We start from the raw sequence: 17,082 nt of genomic DNA, 5'->3' as shown, positions 1-17,082 counted from the left end.
CACCCTCCACACCACCGGTGTGACCATCGACTGGGCCACCGCCTTCACCGGCCTCCACACCCAGCACACCGACCTGCCCACCTACCCCTTCCAGCGCGAACGCTTCTGGCTGGACACCCGCGAGTACCTGGCGAGCTCCTGGTTCGGCGGTGACTTCGGCGGTGTGACCTCCGCTGGTCTCGACGCCGCGGACCACCCGCTGCTGGGCGCCGTCGTCGCCATGCCGGAGTCCGGCGGCACCATGATGACGGGCCGCCTGTCCGTCGAGACCCAGCCCTGGCTGGCCGACCACCGCATCGGCGACGCGATCCTGCTCCCCGGCACCGGCTTCGTCGAACTCGCACTGCGGGCCGGCCGACAGGTCGGCTGCGACGTCCTCACCGAGCTCGCGCTCCAGGCCCCGCTGGTTCTGCCCGTCTTCGGCGGTGTCGCGGTCCAGGTCACGGTCACCGGCGCCGACGAGCGCGGCGACCGCACCGTCACCGTCCACTCCCGCAGTGACGAAGCCGGCTCCTGGGTCCTGCACGCCGAGGGTGTGCTCGGCACCGAAGGCGCCGCTCGCGCCGCGTCCGCCGACCTGGTCGAGTGGCCGCCGCCGGGCGCCGAGGCCGTGGACGTCGCCGGTGCGTACGAGCTGCTGGAGGAGCAGGGCTACGGATACGGCCCGACCTTCCAGGCCCTGCGCGCGGCCTGGCGCCGGGGCGAGGAGACCTTCGCCGAGGTCGCGCTCCCCGAGGACGCCCACGCCGACGCCGCCCGCTTCGGCCTCCACCCCGCACTCCTCGACGCCGCGATGCACGCGGTCCTGTTCGACGACGACGGCCACCGCGGCGGCCAGACCGTCCTGCCGTTCGTGTGGAGGGGTGTCGCCCTGCGTGCTGTCGGCGCCACCGCGCTGCGGGTGCGCCTGGCCGCGGCCGGTGAGGGCAGCATCACCCTGACCGTCGCCGACGCCGCCGGGCAGCCGGTGCTGTCGGTCGAGTCCGTGCTCGGCCGCCCCGTGGTCGCCGACCAGCTGACCGGCGCGACCGGTCGGGACGCCGCGCTGTTCGGCGTCGAGTGGACGGGCGGCCGCTCCGCGACAGGTGTGGCACTCACGGACCGCTGGGCGCTCGTCGGCGGGGACGCCGCAGCCTCGGGTGCCGACTCGTACCCGTCGATGGCCGCGCTCGTCGAGGCCGTCGCCTCGGGCGTCGAGGCGCCGTCGGTGGTCGTGCTGCCGTGCGCCCCGCTGAGCGGTGACGTACCGTCCGGCATGCGGGCCGGGCTCGGCCGGGTCCTGAGTGCCCTCCAGGCATGGCTGGCCGACGACCGCCTCACCGACTCCCGCCTGGTCGTCGTCACCTCGGGCGCCGTCGCCCACCCCGAGATCACCGACCTCACCGGCGCCCCCATCTGGGGCCTGATCCGCGCCGCCCAGGCCGAGAACCCCGGGCGCATCACCCTCGCCGACCTCGACGACCTCACCGCCCTCCCCCACATCCTGGGCGCCGTCGTCGCCTCCGGCGAGCCCGAACTCGCGCTCCGCGCCGAGGCGTTGTACGTTCCGCGCCTGGTGCGCGCCGAGTCGTCCGCGTCCGGCGGGACTGTCCTCTTCGAGGCCGACGAGACCGTCCTGGTCACCGGCGGCACCGGCGGCCTCGGCGCCCTGTTCGCCCGCCACCTGGTCACCGAGCACGGCGTGCGCCGCCTGCTGCTCACCAGCCGACGCGGCCCCGACGCCCCCGGCGCGAGCGAACTCGTCGCCGAACTCGCCGCCCTGGGAGCCGAAGCGACCGTCGCCGCCTGCGACGTCTCCGACCGCGACGCCCTCACCCAACTGCTGGACGGCGTGAACCTGCGCGGCATCGTCCACGCCGCGGGCACCGCCGCCAACGCCCTCATCGGCGCGCTGGACACCCAGAGCCTGGACCACGTCCTCGCCCCCAAGGCGGACGCCGCCTGGCACCTCCACGAACTCACCGCCGGTCTCGACCTGCGCCTGTTCGTGCTCCTGTCCTCCGCCGGAGGCCAGGTCCTCGCCGCCGGCCAGGGCAACTACGCCGCCGCCAACACCTTCCTCGACGCCCTCGCCGCACACCGCAACGCCCAAGGCCTCACCGCCACCGCCATCGCCTACGGCCTCTGGGCCACGGAGACCGGCCTCGGCGGCGTGCTCGCCGAGGCCGAGGAGCGGATGGCCCGCCTCGGCATGCCGGCCGTCCCGGTCGCCGAGGGCCTGGCCCTGTTCGACGAGGCGACCGCCGCCGGCCGGGCGAACGTCACCGGTCTGCGCGTCGACCGCCGCACCCTGGAGTCCCGCACCGACGAACTCCCCGCTCTCCTGCGCGGCATGGTCCGCACGGGCCTGCGCCGCGCCGCCACCGGTGCCACCGGCTCGCTCGCGGGCGGCCTCGCGGCCCGGCTGGCCGGCCTCACCGCCGACCAGCGCCTGACCGAACTCACCACCCTGGTCCGCACCGAGGTCGCCGCCGTCCTCGGCCACACCACCCCCGACGCGATCGAACCCGACCGCGCCTTCCAGGAGTTGGGCTTCGACTCGCTCTCCGCCGTCGAACTGCGCAACCGCCTCAACACCGCCACCGGCCTGCGCCTGCCGGCCACCCTCGTCTTCGACTACCCCTCCGCCCACGCCGTCGCCCAGCACATCGCCACCGAGGTACTCGGCGCGACGAGCTCCTCGATCACCCCGGTGGTCGGCGCCGCGACGGCCGTCAGCGACGACCCGATCGCGATCGTCGGCATGGCCTGCCGCTACCCCGGCGGCATCACCACCCCCGAGCAGCTCTGGCAGCTGGTCGCCGACGGCACCGACGCCATCGGCGACTTCCCCGCCGACCGCGGCTGGGACCTCCGGCAGCTCTTCGACCCGACGCCCGGCGTCGAGGGCAAGATCTACACCCGGAACGGCGGATTCCTTTACGACGCGGGCGAGTTCGACCCGGCGTTCTTCGGGATCAGCCCCAACGAGGCGCTGATCATGGACCCGCAGCAGCGTCTCCTCCTGGAGACCTCCTGGGAGGCCATGGAGCGGGCCGGCATCGACCCCACAGGCCTCAAGGGCTCGGCGACCGGCGTGTTCGCCGGCGTGATGTACCACGACTACGCCAAGGGCAACGAGGTCGGCACCACCAGCGGCGGCAGCCTGGTCTCCGGCCGCATCTCCTACACCCTCGGCCTGGAGGGCCCGTCGGTCACCGTCGACACGGCGTGCTCCTCCTCCCTCGTCGCCATGCACCTCGCCGGCCAGGCCCTGCGTTCCGGCGAGTGCTCGCTCGCCGTGGCCGGCGGCGTCGCCGTGATGGCGACCCCCGACATGCTGATCGAGTTCAGCCGCCAGCAGGGCCTCTCCCCTGACGGCCGGGCCAAGTCGTTCTCCGACTCGGCCGACGGCACCGGCTGGGCCGAGGGCGTGGGCGTCCTGCTGCTGGAGCGGCTCTCCGACGCGCGCCGCAACGGCCACCCCGTGCTCGCCGTCGTCCGCGGCTCGGCCGTCAACCAGGACGGCGCCTCCAACGGCTTCTCCGCCCCCAACGGCCCCTCGCAGCAGCGGGTCATCCGCCAGGCCCTGACCTCGGCGGGCCTGACCACGGCCGACGTCGACCTCGTCGAGGCGCACGGCACCGGCACCCGCCTCGGTGACCCGATCGAGGCCCAGGCGCTGCTCGCCACTTACGGCCAGGGACGCGAGGACGGCGCGCCGCTGTGGCTCGGCTCCATCAAGTCCAACCTCGGCCACGCCCAGGCCGCGGCCGGCGTCGCGGGTGTCATCAAGGTCGTCGAGGCCATGCGCCACGGCGTCATGCCGCCCACGCTCCACGCCGAGCAGCGCTCCTCGCAGGTGGAGTGGGAGGCCGGCGCCGTCGAACTGCTCACCGAGTCCCGCGAATGGCCCCTCGGTGAGCGGCCGCGCCGGGCCGGTGTCTCCTCCTTCGGTATCAGCGGCACCAACGCCCACGTGATCATCGAAGGCGTCGAGGCACAGGCCGCCGTCGACGGCGGCTTGGCGGAAGCCCCGGTCGTTCCGGTGGTGCTGTCGGCGAAGACCGCGCCCGCCCTGCGGGAGCAGGCCGCCCGCCTGCACGCCCACCTGACCGCGCACCCGGACGCGTCACTGCCGGACGTCGCGCACGCCCTGGTCACCGCCCGTGCGAGCTTCGAGCACCGGGCGGTCGTCGCGGCCGCCGGACGCGAGGAGCTGCTCACCGCGCTCGACCGCATCGCCGACGGCACCGAACCGCTCACCGGACCGGCCCGCTCCGGCGGGACCACCGGCTTCCTGTTCACCGGCCAGGGCGCCCAGCGCCTCGGCATGGGACAGGAGTTGTACAACACCCACCCCGTGTTCGCCGCCCGCTTCGACGAGGTCTGCACCGAGCTCGACCGGTGGCTCGACCGACCCCTGCGCGAGGTGATCTGGGGCGAGGACAGCGACCTCCTCAACCAGACCGCCTACACCCAGACCGCCCTCTTCGCCGTCGAGGTCGCACTCTTCGCCCTCCTTGACTCCTGGGGCGTGCGCCCGCAGTACCTCGCCGGGCACTCCATCGGCGAACTCGCCGCCGCCCACGTCGCCGGCGTCTGGACCCTGCCGGACGCAGCCCGACTCGTCGCCGCACGCGGCAAGCTGATGCAGGCCCTTCCGGGCGGCGGTGCGATGATCGCCGTCGAGGCGACGGAAGCCGAGGTCACCCCGCACCTGACCGACGGCGTGGACATCGCGGCCCTCAACGGGCCGCGCTCCGTGGTGATTTCGGGCGAAGCCGCCGCTGTCGAGGCGCTCGCCGAGCGCTTCGCCACCGACGGACGCCGCACCTCCAAGCTCCGCGTCTCCCACGCCTTCCACTCCGTGCTCATGGAGCCCATGCTCGCCGAGTACGCCACCGTGGCACGGGAGTTGGCGTACAACGAGCCCACCATCCCGCTCGTTTCGACGGTTACCGGCACCCTCGCCACCACCGAACTCACCGACCCGCAGTACTGGGTCGACCAGGTCCGCGCCGCCGTCCGCTTCACCGACGCCGTTCAGACCCTTGCCGACAACGGCGTCACCACCCTGCTCGAGGTCGGCCCCGACGCCGTCCTCACCGCCATGGCCCAGCAGACGACCGAAGACACCACCGCCATCCCCACCCAGCGCCGCGACCGCGACGAGAACACCACCCTCCTCGCAGCCCTCGGCACCCTCCACACCACCGGTGTGACCATCGACTGGGCCACCGCCTTCACCGGCCTCCACACCCAGCACACCGACCTGCCCACCTACCCCTTCCAGCACGAACGCTTCTGGGTCAACGCCGTCAGCACCACCACCGACGTCTCCGCCGCCGGCCTCGACACCGCCGACCACCCGCTGCTCGGCGCGGCCGTCGCGCTCGCCGACAGCGACGGCGTCGTCCTCACTGGCCGTCTCTCCGTGGCCTCCCAGCCCTGGCTGGCCGATCACCGGCTCGGGGACACGATCCTCTTCCCGGGCACCGGCTTCGTCGAGCTGGCCCTGCGGGCCGGGCAGCAGGTGGACTGCGACGTCCTCGCCGAGCTTGCTCTCCAGGCACCCCTCGTGCTCCCCGAGCACGGCGGTGTCGCCGTCCAGGTCGCCGTCACCGGCGCCGACGACAACGGCGACCGCACGGTGACGATCCACTCCCGCACCGACGACGCCACCACCTGGACCCAGCACGCTGAGGGCCTGCTCTCCGGCAAGCCGTCGGTCGCCGCGACCTCCGGGGCCGGGCTGGCCCAGTGGCCGCCGGCCGGCGCCGAGCAGATCGACGTCACCGACGCCTACACCGTCCTCACCGAGGTCGGCTACGGCTACGGCCCGGTCTTCCAGGGGCTCAAGGCCGCCTGGCAGCGCGGCGACGAGACCTTCGCCGAGGTCGTGCTCCCCGAGGACGCCCACGCCGACGCCGCGCGTTTCGGTGTGCACCCCGCGCTCCTCGACGCGTCCCTGCACGCCCGCCTCCTCGCGGGCGGCGGGTCGGAGGAGGCCGACGGACGGGCGGTGCTGCCCTTCCTCTGGAACGGTGTGTCCATCCACGCCGTCGGCGCCACCGCGCTTCGGATCCGGATCGCCTCCACCGGCCAGGACAGCATCGCGCTGACGGTGGCGGACGGCGGCGGCTCGCCGGTGCTGACGGTGGACGCGCTGGTGTCCCGTCCGGTGGACCTCGCCGCGCTGGCGCCGGCCGCCGGGGCGGGGACGGACTCGCTCTTCCGGGTGGAGTGGGCCGAGGTGTCCCGGCCTGCCGCCGAGCCGGTGCCGTGGGTGGAGTGGGCCGAGGTGGCGCGGCCGGGCGCTGCGGCCGTTCCGCCGGTCGTGGTCCTGCCCTGCTTCGGGACGGACCCGGCCGCCGGTCAGCCGGCCACCGGTCGCGTCGCCGATCCGGCGGCCGGGGCCCACGCCCTGACGCGGCGGTTGCTCACCGTCCTGCAGGACTGGTCGGCGGATTCCCGGTTCGGCCGTGCTCGCCTGGTCGTGGTGACCCGGACCGGTGACCTGGCCGGCGCTGCCGTGCGCGGCCTGGTCCGCGCGGCGCAGGCCGAGCAGCCGGACCGCTTCGTCCTGGTGGAGTCCCCCGCCGTCACCGAGCCCGTCACCAACCCCGTCACCGAGCCCGTCGACGCGGTCGTCACCGACGTCCTGCGCTCCGCCCTGGGCGCGGTGCTCGCGCTGGAGGAGCCGGAGGTCCGGCTGGCCGCCGACGGCGGGCTCGCCGTCCGCCGGGTGGTCCGGGCGGGCGCGGCGCCGGTGGCCGAGCGGCCGCTGGGCGACGGCGCCGGGACGGTGCTGGTCACCGGTGGTACCGGTGCGCTGGGCGCGGCGGTGGCCCGTCATCTGGCGGCCGAGCACGGCGTGCGCCGGCTGGTGCTCGCCAGCCGCCGGGGCCCGGATGCCCCCGGCGCGAGCGAACTCGTGGCCGAGCTCGCCGCGTTGGGAGCCGAGGCGACCGTCACCGCCTGCGACGCCGCGGACCGCGAGCGGCTGGCGCAGGTGCTTGCCGAGGTCCCGGCCGAGTGGCCGCTGATCGGTGTGGTGCACACTGCGGGTGTGTTGGACGACGCCCTGGTGACGGCACTGACGCCGGAGCGGCTGGACGCGGTGCTCGCGCCGAAGGCGACCGCCGCCTGGCACCTGCACGAGCTGACCGCCGGGCTGGACCTGCGCCTGTTCGTGCTGTTCTCCTCGGTCGCGGGTGTCTTCGGGAACCCGGGCCAGGGCAACTACGCGGCGGCCAACGCGTTCCTGGACGAGCTGGCCGCCCGGCGCCGGGCGGACGGTCTGGCGGGCCACTCGCTGGCGTGGGGCCTGTGGGACGGCGCCGGCATGGGGACCGGCCTGGGCGACGCGGAGCGGCAGCGGATGCTGCGTTCCGGCATCGGGGCGTTCTCTGTGGCGCAGGGCCTGGCGGCCCTGGACGCGGCGGTCCGCCGACCGGAGGCGGCGCAGGTCGTGGTCCGGTTGGACGTGCGGGCGCTGGCTTCGGCCGGTGCGGCGCTGCCGCCGGTGCTGCGGGCGCTGGCCCCGGCCGGGCGGCGGCAGGCGGCGGGTGCCGCCGACGCGGGGGCCCTGAAGCGCCGACTGCTCGGCCTGTCCGGGGAGGAGCGCCGCGAGGAGCTGCTGGAGCTGGTGCGTACGCAGGTGGCCGCGGTGCTGGGGCACGCCTCGGCGGACGCGGTGGCGGCGGAGCGGCCGTTCCAGGAGCTGGGCTTCGACTCGCTCTCGGCGGTCGAGCTGCGCAACCGTCTGAACGCCGTCTCCGGTCTGCGCCTGCCCGCGACGCTGGTCTTCGACTACCCGACGGCGCAGGCCGTCGCGGACCAGATCGAGGAGGAGCTGCTGCCCGAGCTGGGCGCGGACGGGGCCGCGGAGGCGGAGTCCCAGGTGCGCCGGGCGCTGCAGGAGATCCCGCTGGCCCGTCTGCGGGACGCCGGGCTGCTGGACGTGCTGCTGGAGCTGAGCGGGGTGCGGCTGCCGCAGGCCGCCGACGCCTCGGCGGGTGCGGCCGGGACCGCCGCGGGCGGCGCGTCGGCCGGCGGGAGCGCGGCCGGCGCCCCGGGAGCGATCGACGACGCGATCGACGCGATGGACGCCGACAGCCTGATCAGCATGGCGCTCGACGGGCTGGACCTCGGCGGCCTGGGCCTCGACGGTTCCGACGGCGCCGGGGAGCTCGACGACCCGGACGGCCTCGGCGGCCTGGACGACTTCGACGGCCTGGACGGCCTGGACGACCTCGGCGCCTACGGCGACGACACCGCAACGGAGACTGAGTGATGAGTACGACCGATCAGAAGCTGGTCGACGCCCTGCGCGCGTCGCTGAAGGAGACCGAGCGGCTGCGCGGCCAGAACCGGAAGCTGGTCGCGGCCGGCCGGGAGCCGATCGCCATCGTCGGGATGAGCTGCCGCTACCCGGGCGGGGTGGACTCGCCGGAGGGCCTGTGGCGGACCGTCACCGACCGGGTGGACGCGATCTCGCGGTTCCCGGCCGACCGGGGCTGGGACGTCGACGCGCTGTACGCGCAGGAGCCGGGGACGCCGGGCCGGACGTACACCCGGGAGGGGGGCTTCCTGGACCGGGCCGGGGACTTCGATCCGGCGTTCTTCTCGATCGGCCCGAACGAGGCGATGGGCATGGACCCCCAGCAGCGCCTGCTGCTGGAGACCTCCTGGGAGGCGCTGGAGCGGGCCGGCATCGACCCCACCACCCTCAAGGGCTCGGCGACGGGGGTGTTCGCGGGCCTGATGTACCACGACTACCCGTTCAACACGAGCTCCGGTTCGTTCGCCTCGGGCCGGCTGTCGTACTTCCTCGGGCTGGAGGGGCCGTCGGTCACCCTCGACACCGCCTGTTCGTCGTCGCTGGTGACCATGCACCTGGCGGTGCAGGCGCTGCGCAACGGTGAGTGCTCGCTGGCGCTGGCCGGCGGGGTGACGGTGATGGCGAGCCCGGACGTCTTCGTCTACTTCGGCAGCCAGCGCGGGCTGGCCCCGAACGGGCGGTGCAAGGCGTTCTCGGACGACGCCGACGGGTTCGGCTGCGCGGAGGGCGTCGGCCTGGTGGTGCTGGAGCGGCTCTCCGACGCCCGGCGCAACGGGCACCGGGTGCTGGCCGTCATCCGGGGGTCCGCGGTCAACCAGGACGGCGCGTCCAACGGCCTCACCGCCCCCAACGGTCCTTCCCAGCGGCGGGTGATCCGGCAGGCGCTGGCCAACGCGCAGGTGTCCGCGGACCAGGTCGACGTGGTGGAGGCGCACGGGACGGGCACCACGCTGGGCGACCCGATCGAGGCGCAGGCGCTGCTCGCGACGTACGGCAAGGACCGGCCGGCGGGCCGCCCGCTCTGGCTGGGTTCGGTGAAGTCGAACATCGGCCACACCCAGGCGGCCGCCGGGGTGGCGGGTGTGATCAAGATGGTCGAGGCGATGCGGCACGGGGTGCTGCCGCCGACCCTGCACGCGGGGCGGCGCTCCTCGAAGGTGGACTGGTCGGCGGGCTCGGTGGAGCTGCTGACCGAGGCCAGGGAGTGGGTGCGGGGCGACCATCCGCGCCGGGCCGGGGTGTCCTCGTTCGGGATCAGCGGGACCAACGCCCACCTGATCCTGGAGGAGGCCCCGCAGTCACCGACCGCCGAGCCGCCCGCGCCCGCCGCCGAGCCGTCGGCGGTGCCGTGGCTGCTGTCCGCGCGTTCGCCGGAGGCGCTGCGCGCCCAGGCCCGCCGGCTGGCCCTGTTCGCCACGGAGGAGTCCCGGGACACCCAGGACTCGCCGGGGACGCCGGAGACGCCGCGGTCGCACGGGCTCCCCGTGCCGCGTCCGGCGGACGTGGGGGTCTCGCTGTGGCGCCACCGGGCCGCGCTGGAGCACCGCGCGGTGGTCGCCGGCGGCACCCCGCGGGAGCTGGCGGACGCGCTGCTCGCGCTGGCCGACGGCGTCCCCTCGGCGCGGGCCGTGCAGGGCCGGGCCGACGTGACCGGCCGGACGGTCTTCGTCTTCCCCGGCCAGGGTTCGCAGTGGCAGGGCATGGCGGCCGAACTGCTGCTCTCCTCGCCGGTGTTCGCCGCGGAGGTCGGGGCGTGCGCGGAGGCCGTCGACGCGCTGACCGACTGGTCGCTGCTGGACGTGCTGCGCGGGGCGCCGGGCGCGGCCCCGCTGGAGCGCACCGATGTGGTGCAGCCCGCGCTGTTCGCGGTGATGGTGGGCCTGGCCGCGCTGTGGCGCGGGCACGGGGTGGAGCCGGACGCCGTGGTCGGCCACTCGCAGGGCGAGATCGCCGCCGCGTACGTGGCCGGGGTGCTGTCGCTGCCGGAGGCGGCCCGGCTGGTGGTGCGGCGCAGCCAGGCGATGGCCACCCTGAAGGGCACCGGCGGGATGGCCTCGGTGTCGCTGCCGGTGGAGCGGGCGCTGGAGCTGATCGCCCCGTTCGGGGACCGGCTGGGCGTGGCGGCGGTGAACGGGCCGCACGCGACCATCGTCTCGGGGGACCTGGACGCGGTCGACGAGCTACTGGCGGGCTGCGCGGCCGACGGGGTGCACGCCCGGCGGGTGCCGGTGGACGCGGCGAGCCACAGCCCGCACGTGGAGGCGCTGCGCGGGTGGGTCGAGGAGGCGGTGGCGGGGTTCGAACCGCCGCGGGCCGCCACGACGGCGTTCTGCTCGACGGTCACCGGGGGCCTGCTGGACACCGCGGCGATGCCGGCCGACTACTGGTACCGCAACCTGCGCGAGCCGGTGCGGTTCGCGGACGCCGTACGGGAGTTGCACGGGCAGGGGTTCCGCTGGTTCGTGGAGATGAGCCCGCACGCGGTGCTGGTCTCCAGCGTGCAGGGCACCCTGGAGGCGCTGGCGGAGTCGGCGGCGCCGGGCGCCGCGGTGGGGGCCGGCGCGGCCGTCGGGTCGCTGCAGCGCGACGACGGTTCGTTGGCGCGGTTCCTGGTGTCGCTGGGCGAGTACCACGCGCGCGGCGGGTCGGTGGACTGGTCGGTGCCGTTCGAGGGTTCGGGCGGCCGGTTCACGGAGCTGCCGACGTACCCGTTCCAGCGGCAGCGGTTCTGGCTGCTGGAGGAGTCGTCGGCGGGTGATCCGGCGGGGTTGGGGCATCCGCTGCTGGCGTCGGCGGTGCCGTCGCCGGAGTCGGCGGGGTTCACCCTGACCGGTCGGCTGGCGCTGGGCCGGCAGGCCTGGCTCGGGGACCACGCGTTGCTGGGCACCGTTCTGCTGCCGGGGACGGCGTTCGTGGAGCTGGCGCTGCGGGCGGCGGACCACGCGGGCTGCGACCGGGTCGAGGAGTTGGTGCTGCACGCGCCGCTGGTGCTGCCCGACCGGGGCGCGGTCTCGGTGCAGGTGCTGGTCGGCGAGCCGGACGCGGCGGGCGGGCGGCCGGTGTCGGTGTACGCGCGGGCGGAGGACGCGGAGCCGGCGGCGCCGGGCGCGGACGAGCCGTGGACGCTGCACGCCGAGGGGCTCCTGGCGGTCTCGTCGGGTGCTCCGTCGGTGGACCTGTCGCAGTGGCCGCCGGCCGGGGCGCAGGCGGTGCCGCTGGACGGCGCCTACGAGGCGATGCGCGGGCACGGCTACGAGTACGGGCCGTCGTTCCGCAATCTGACGGGCGTGTGGCGGCGCGACGGCGAGCTGTTCGCCGAGGTGGTGCTGCGCGAGGACGCGCCGACCCAGGTGGACGGCTTCGGCCTGCACCCGGCGCTGCTGGACGCCTGTCTGCACGCGCTGGCCTTCGACGGGCGGGAGCGGGCCGGGGCGGAACTGCCGTTCGCCTGGAACGGGGTGGAGCTGCACGCGGTCGGCGCCGGGGCGCTGCGGGTGCGGATCGCCCGGACCGGGGAGGACACGGTGGCGCTGGAGCTGGCGGACCGTTCGGGCGCCCCGGTGGCCACGGTGGACGCGCTGACCCTGCGGACGGTGTCGCCGGAGCAGCTGGCGGCGGCCCGTTCGCCGCGCCGGGACCAGGTGTTCGAGGTGGTCTGGGAACCGGTGGCGCCGGCTGCCGCGGCCGGTGCTCCGGACTGGCTGGACTGGTCGGCCGTCGGGGCGGCGTCGACCGTCCCGGAGGTGCTGGTGCACCACGCCGTTCGCGGGGAGTCCGCACCGGCGGTGCGGGCCTCGGTCGCCGGGACGCTGGCGGCGGTGCGGGAGTTCCTGGCCGAGGAGCGGTTCGCGGCCTCGCGGCTGCTCGTGGTGACCAGGGGCGCCGTGTCGGCGGCCGGTGAGGAGCTGACGGATCCGGCGGGCGCCGCGGTCTGGGGTCTGGTGCGCTCGGCGCAGTCGGAGAACCCGGACCGGATCGTGCTGGCGGACGTCGCGGACTCGCTGGACGTGGGCGCCGTGCTGGCGGCGGGCCGGGCGCAGCTCGTGGTCCGGCCGGGCGCGCTGTACGCGGCCCGGCTGGAGCGGGTGGCGCTCGGCACGGCGGGCGAGCCGGCGGGCGGGCCCACGACCGGGGCCGTGGACGGGGCCGCGGAGGCGGCCCGGCCGGTGTTCGACCCGGCGCTCCCGGTGCTGGTCACCGGTGCGCTGGGCGGTCTGGGCCGGGTGCTGGCCCGTCACCTGGTGGAGGTCCACGGGGTGCGCCGGCTGCTGCTGACCGGCCGCCGGGGCGCGGCGACGCCGGGCGCCGAGGAGCTGCGCGGGGAGCTGTCCGCGCTGGGCGCCGAGGTGGAGATCGCCGCCTGTGACGTGGCGGACCGCGGGTCCCTGGCGGAGCTGCTGGCCGGGGTCGAGCTGGGCGCGGTGGTGCACGCGGCCGGGGTGCTGGACGACGGGCTGGTCGGCTCGCTGACGCCGGAGCGGCTGGACACGGTGCTGCGTCCGAAGGTGGACGGGGCGCTGAACCTGCACGAGCTGACGGCGGGGATGCCGCTGAGCGCGTTCGTGCTGTTCTCCTCGGCCTCGGGCGTGCTGGGCACCCCGGGGCAGGCCAACTACGCGGCGGCGAACGCGTTCCTGGACGCGCTGGCGGTGCGCCGCCGGGCGGCCGGGCTGCCCGCCCAGTCGCAGATCTGGGGGCTGTGGGCGGCGGACAGCGCGATGGCGAGGACCGACTCCGAGGTGCTGGCCCAGGGCGGGATCCGGGCGCTGGCGGCCGAGGAGGGGCTGGCGCTGTTCGACGCCGCGGTGGCGGGCGGCCGGACCGCCGTGCTGCTGGCCGGGTTCGACCTGCGGGCGCTGCGCGAGCGCGGTGACGAACTGCCGGAGCTGCTGCGCGGTCTGGTGCCGCGCTCCCGGCGGCGGGCCGCGGTCGGCGAGGTGGACGCGCAGGCGCTGCTGGGCCGGCTGGCGGGCCTGTCCTCCGCCGGACGGGAGGAGGTGCTGCGCGAGCTGGTGCTCGGTCACACGGCGGCGCTGCTGGGCTTCGGCGGGCCGGATTCGGTGGATCCGGAGCGGGACTTCCTGGAGTCGGGCCTGGACTCGCTGGGTGCGATGCGGCTGCGCAACGGGCTGAACGCGGCGACCGGGCTCCGGTTGCCGCCGATGGTGGTGTTCGAGAGCAAGAGCCCGGCCGGGCTGGTCCGGCTGGTGCACGAGCGGCTGGCGGAGCGGCTGGACGACGGTGCCGGGGCTGCCGGGGCGCAGGAGCCGGACGCGGGCCGGTCGGCCTTCGCGGGCCAGTCGGCCGAGTACGGCGAGACGCTGAGCGGGGTGTTCCGGCAGGCGGTGGTCTCCGGCGGGCTGGGGCTCGGCTACGGGATCCTGTCGGCGGTGGCGAACTCGCTGCCGCAGTTCGAGTCGGTCGCGGAGCTGGAGCGGGTGCCGTCCGCGGTCCGGCTGGCGGACGGGCCGGTCCGGCCGGTGCTGATGTGCCTCAGCACCACGATGGCCACCGGCGGCACCTACCAGCAGGCCCGGCTGGTGGGGCGGTTCCGTGACCCGCGCCGGGTGTTCGCGGTGCCGTTGCCCGGGTTCGCGCGCGGCGAGAGCCTGCCGGCGACGCCCGAGGCGGCCGTGGAGGCGCTGGCCGAGTGCGTGCTGCGGGCCGCGGACGGCGCGCCGTTCGTGCTGGAGGGCTACTCGGCGGGCGGCGTGCTGGCGTACGCGGTGGCGCAGTACCTGGAGCGGCGCGGGGTGTCCCCGGCCGGGGTGGTGCTGCTGGACGCCTTCCGGATCGTCGACATGGGCAAGGCCCTGCCGATCGAGGAGGCGGTGCTGGCGATGCTGGACGCGGAGAAGCAGTTCGGCCGGTTCGACACCGCGCGGCTGGCGGGCATGGGCCGGTACACCGAGCTGCTGCCGTCGGTGACGACGGAGGGCGGGGTGGCGGCGCCGGTGCTGTTCGCGCAGTGCGCCCGGCCGTTCTACCGGCTGCCGGACGGCTCGCTGCCGGAGGCCGAGGCCTGGCAGGCGCAGCCGTGGGACTCCACCCAGACGGTTCGCCGGGTGGAGGCCGATCACTTCTCGCTGCTGGGCGAGGACGCCGAGGCCACGGCCGCCGTGGTCGAGGACTGGCTCAGGTCGCTGTCCTGACGTCGGCGGGCTCCCCGCCGGGTGCGTCCACCGCCGGGTCCGCCGCCGGGTCCTCCGCCGCGGCGGGCGGGCCCGGCGGCGGGCCGGGCGGGAGTCCTCCGGGCGGCCCGTCCGGGAAGCCACCGGGAGGGAAGCCACCGGGAGGGAGGGCGCCCGGGGGGAGGCCGCCGGGAGGGCCCGCCGGGCCGCCCGCCGCGGGCTTCCGGGTGCCGGGTTCGACGTCCTTCCAGTCCTGCAGGACGCGCAGCGCCTCGGCCAGCCCGTGGCCGGTGGGCGAGTTCTCCGGGTCGACCAGCCACTGCGTCATGATCCCGGTCATCAGCGCCTGGAAGAAGGAGCCGAGCGCCTGCCGGGTCTCCTCCGGCAGCCCCACCGACTCGGGGTGGAAGAGCATGGCGAGGCCCTGCCGCCCCTGTTGGATAGTGGCGGCGAGCGCCTCCCGCACCATCGGTGCCCGGTCGACCTGGGCGAACACCTCGAAGGTGCCGAGCCAGATCGTGCGGTGGCTGTTGAAGTTGTCCACCACCACGGTCCAGATGTTCTCGAATCGCTCCATCGGACCGCCGCTGTAGTCGACGGCCGCCATCGCCATGGCGAGCTGTTCTCCCTGGCTCTCGATCGCCCGGATGAGCGCCTCGTTGAGCAGCGCCTCCTTCGAGCCGTAGTGGTAGCCGATCGAGGCGAGGTTGGTGCCGGAAGCGGCCACGATGTCGCGCGTGGTCGTGCGCGCGTACCCGATCTCGATCAGGCAGCGCTGCGCGCCGGCCAGGAGATCCTCACGATGTCCCATGTTCCGACCCTAACTGAGGGGTCCGCCTCCTGGCGGACCGGTTCATACAAGCGTATGGGACAGGCGATCTACACGGGCGACCAATGCGGATGATCCATACGGGTGATCTACACGGGCGATCCATACGCCCGATCTACACAAGCGACCTATACGCCTGATCTATACAGTCGTATGGGACGTGTGTATATTCCTCCTCGTGACTACTTCGCCTGTGCCGTTGGCCGGCCGCAAGGAATGGCTCGCTCTCGTCGCCCTGATGTTCCCGCCGCTGCTGATCGGCATGGACATCACGGTCCTCTACTTCGCGGTCCCCCAGATCGCCGAGCACCTCCAGCCCAGCAGTGCCCAGCAGCTGTGGATCATCGACATCTACGGCTTCATCCTGGCCTCGGCCGTGATCACCATGGGCAACATCGGCGACCTGATCGGCCGCCGCCGGCTGCTCGTCGGCGGCGCGGTGGTCTTCGGCCTCGCCTCGGTGATGGCCGCCTACGCGAGCAGCGCCGAGATGCTCATCGCCGCCCGCGCCATCCAGGGTCTGGCCGCCGCCACCCAGATGCCGTCGGCACTGGCCCTGGTCCGCTCGCTCTTCCACGACCCCAAGCAGCGCCGCTCCGCCATCGCCACCTGGTCGATCGGCACCGCGGCCGGCCTGAGCCTGGGCCCGGTCCTGTCCGGCGTGCTGCTGCAGAACTTCTGGTGGGGCTCGATCTTCCTGATCAACGCCCCCGTGGTCGTCGTCCTGATCGTCCTGATCCTCGCCCTGGCGCCCGAGGCCCGCCGCAGCCGCGACGACCTCGGCAAGTTCGACGTGCTCAGCTCGGTGCTGTCGATCGCCGCGATGGTCGCCTTCATCTGGGGCGTCAAGGAGCTGGCCATCAACGGCTTCGCCGCCGTCCCGGCCGGCAGCGTGGCGCTCGGCCTCGCGATCGGCGCGGCCTTCCTGTTCCGCCAGGCCCGGCTGGCCAAGCCGATGGTCGACCTCAAGATGTTCCGTCACCGCGGCTTCGCCCCGGCCCTGACGCTCAGCGGCGTGGCGTTCTTCTGCGTCATCGGCTTCGGCCTGTTCAGCATGCAGTACCTGCTGGTCGTGATGGACCTCGAGCCGCTGACCACCGCGCTGTGGACGCTCGCCACCCTGCCGCTGACCGGCATGGCGTCCCCGCTGGCCGCCCAGCTCGTCAACAAGGTGAAGCCCGCCTACGTCTTCGCCGCCTCCTTCCTGATGATCGCCGCCGGCTTCGGCTGCATGACGATGCTGACCACCGGCAAGAACCTGGTCCTGTGCCTGGTCGGAGTCGCCCTGATCAGCGCCGGCTCCTCCAGCGTGCTGGCCCTGATGACCGACTTCGTCGTCGCGGTCGGCCCCGCCGACCAGTCGGGCTCGGTGGCCGCGCTGCAGAAGGCCTGCCAGGAACTGGGCGGTGCGCTCGGCATCGCGCTCTTCGGCACCATCGGCGCCGCCCTGTACCGCGACGGCTTCTCCTCGGCGGCGCTCAACGCCCTGCCCGAGGCGGTGCGCGGACCGGCCCAGGACACCCTGGGCGGCGCGGTCGCCGTCGCGCAGAACCTGCCGCCGGCCGTCGGCCAGGGCGTGCTCGACGCCGCGAAGAGCTCCTTCGTCGACTCGCTCGACTTCAACGCCTGGATCGGGATCGGTGTGGCGGTGGCCGCCGCGCTGTTCACCCTGGCCCGGCTCCTGCACGTCAGCTACTCGGGCGAGGAGGGTGCGGCCGAGGACGAGAGCACCGCGGCCGCCGAACTCGCCGCCGGATGAACACGTCGGCCGCCGGGCCCCATCCCGGGGGGCGGAC

Annotated in this window: 4 protein-coding genes; 3 read left to right on the top strand and 1 reads right to left on the bottom strand. The window is 74.9% G+C overall.

Translation table 11 applies throughout. The annotated features are described in order from the left end of the window. Positions 1–19 precede the first annotated feature (19 nt). Positions 20–8,278: a type I polyketide synthase gene (locus AB0E96_RS25320; protein ID WP_359827577.1), complete on the top strand. Its 8,259-nt coding sequence runs from the start codon at positions 20–22 to the stop codon at positions 8,276–8,278. Beyond that, positions 8,278–14,478 carry a type I polyketide synthase gene (locus tag AB0E96_RS25315; RefSeq protein ID WP_359827576.1) on the top strand — a complete coding sequence of 2,067 codons (6,201 nt, stop codon included), beginning with the start codon at positions 8,278–8,280 and terminating at the stop codon, positions 14,476–14,478. The genes AB0E96_RS25320 and AB0E96_RS25315 overlap by 1 nt, the downstream gene beginning before the upstream one ends. On the opposite strand, the gene AB0E96_RS25310 is transcribed toward AB0E96_RS25315, so the two are convergent. Further along, entirely contained in the window at positions 14,462–15,268 is an 807-nt protein-coding gene (locus tag AB0E96_RS25310) for a TetR/AcrR family transcriptional regulator (RefSeq protein ID WP_359827575.1), read from the bottom strand. The two genes, AB0E96_RS25315 and AB0E96_RS25310, sit on opposite strands and share 17 nt — an antisense overlap. A gap of 196 nt (positions 15,269–15,464) precedes the next feature. Between AB0E96_RS25310 and AB0E96_RS25305 the strand changes: the two genes are divergently transcribed. Further along, complete coding sequence (locus AB0E96_RS25305; RefSeq protein WP_359827574.1) at positions 15,465–17,045, top strand: MFS transporter; 1,581 nt, start codon at positions 15,465–15,467, stop codon at positions 17,043–17,045. Positions 17,046–17,082: the final 37 nt, after the last annotated feature.

The organism is Kitasatospora sp. NPDC036755, from assembly GCF_040636595.1.
Lineage (GTDB): Bacteria > Actinomycetota > Actinomycetes > Streptomycetales > Streptomycetaceae > Kitasatospora.
The sequence above is the reverse complement of the archived record's forward strand: the minus strand, read 5'-3'. Positions and strand labels throughout refer to the sequence as shown.

Excerpts from the sequence above, each read along its gene's own strand:
- AB0E96_RS25315 (WP_359827576.1), top strand. The coding sequence starts at position 8,278 with ATGAGTACGACCGATCAGAAGCTGGTCGACGCCCTGCGCGCGTCGCTG.
- AB0E96_RS25310 (WP_359827575.1), bottom strand. The coding sequence starts at position 15,268 with ATGGGACATCGTGAGGATCTCCTGGCCGGCGCGCAGCGCTGCCTGATC.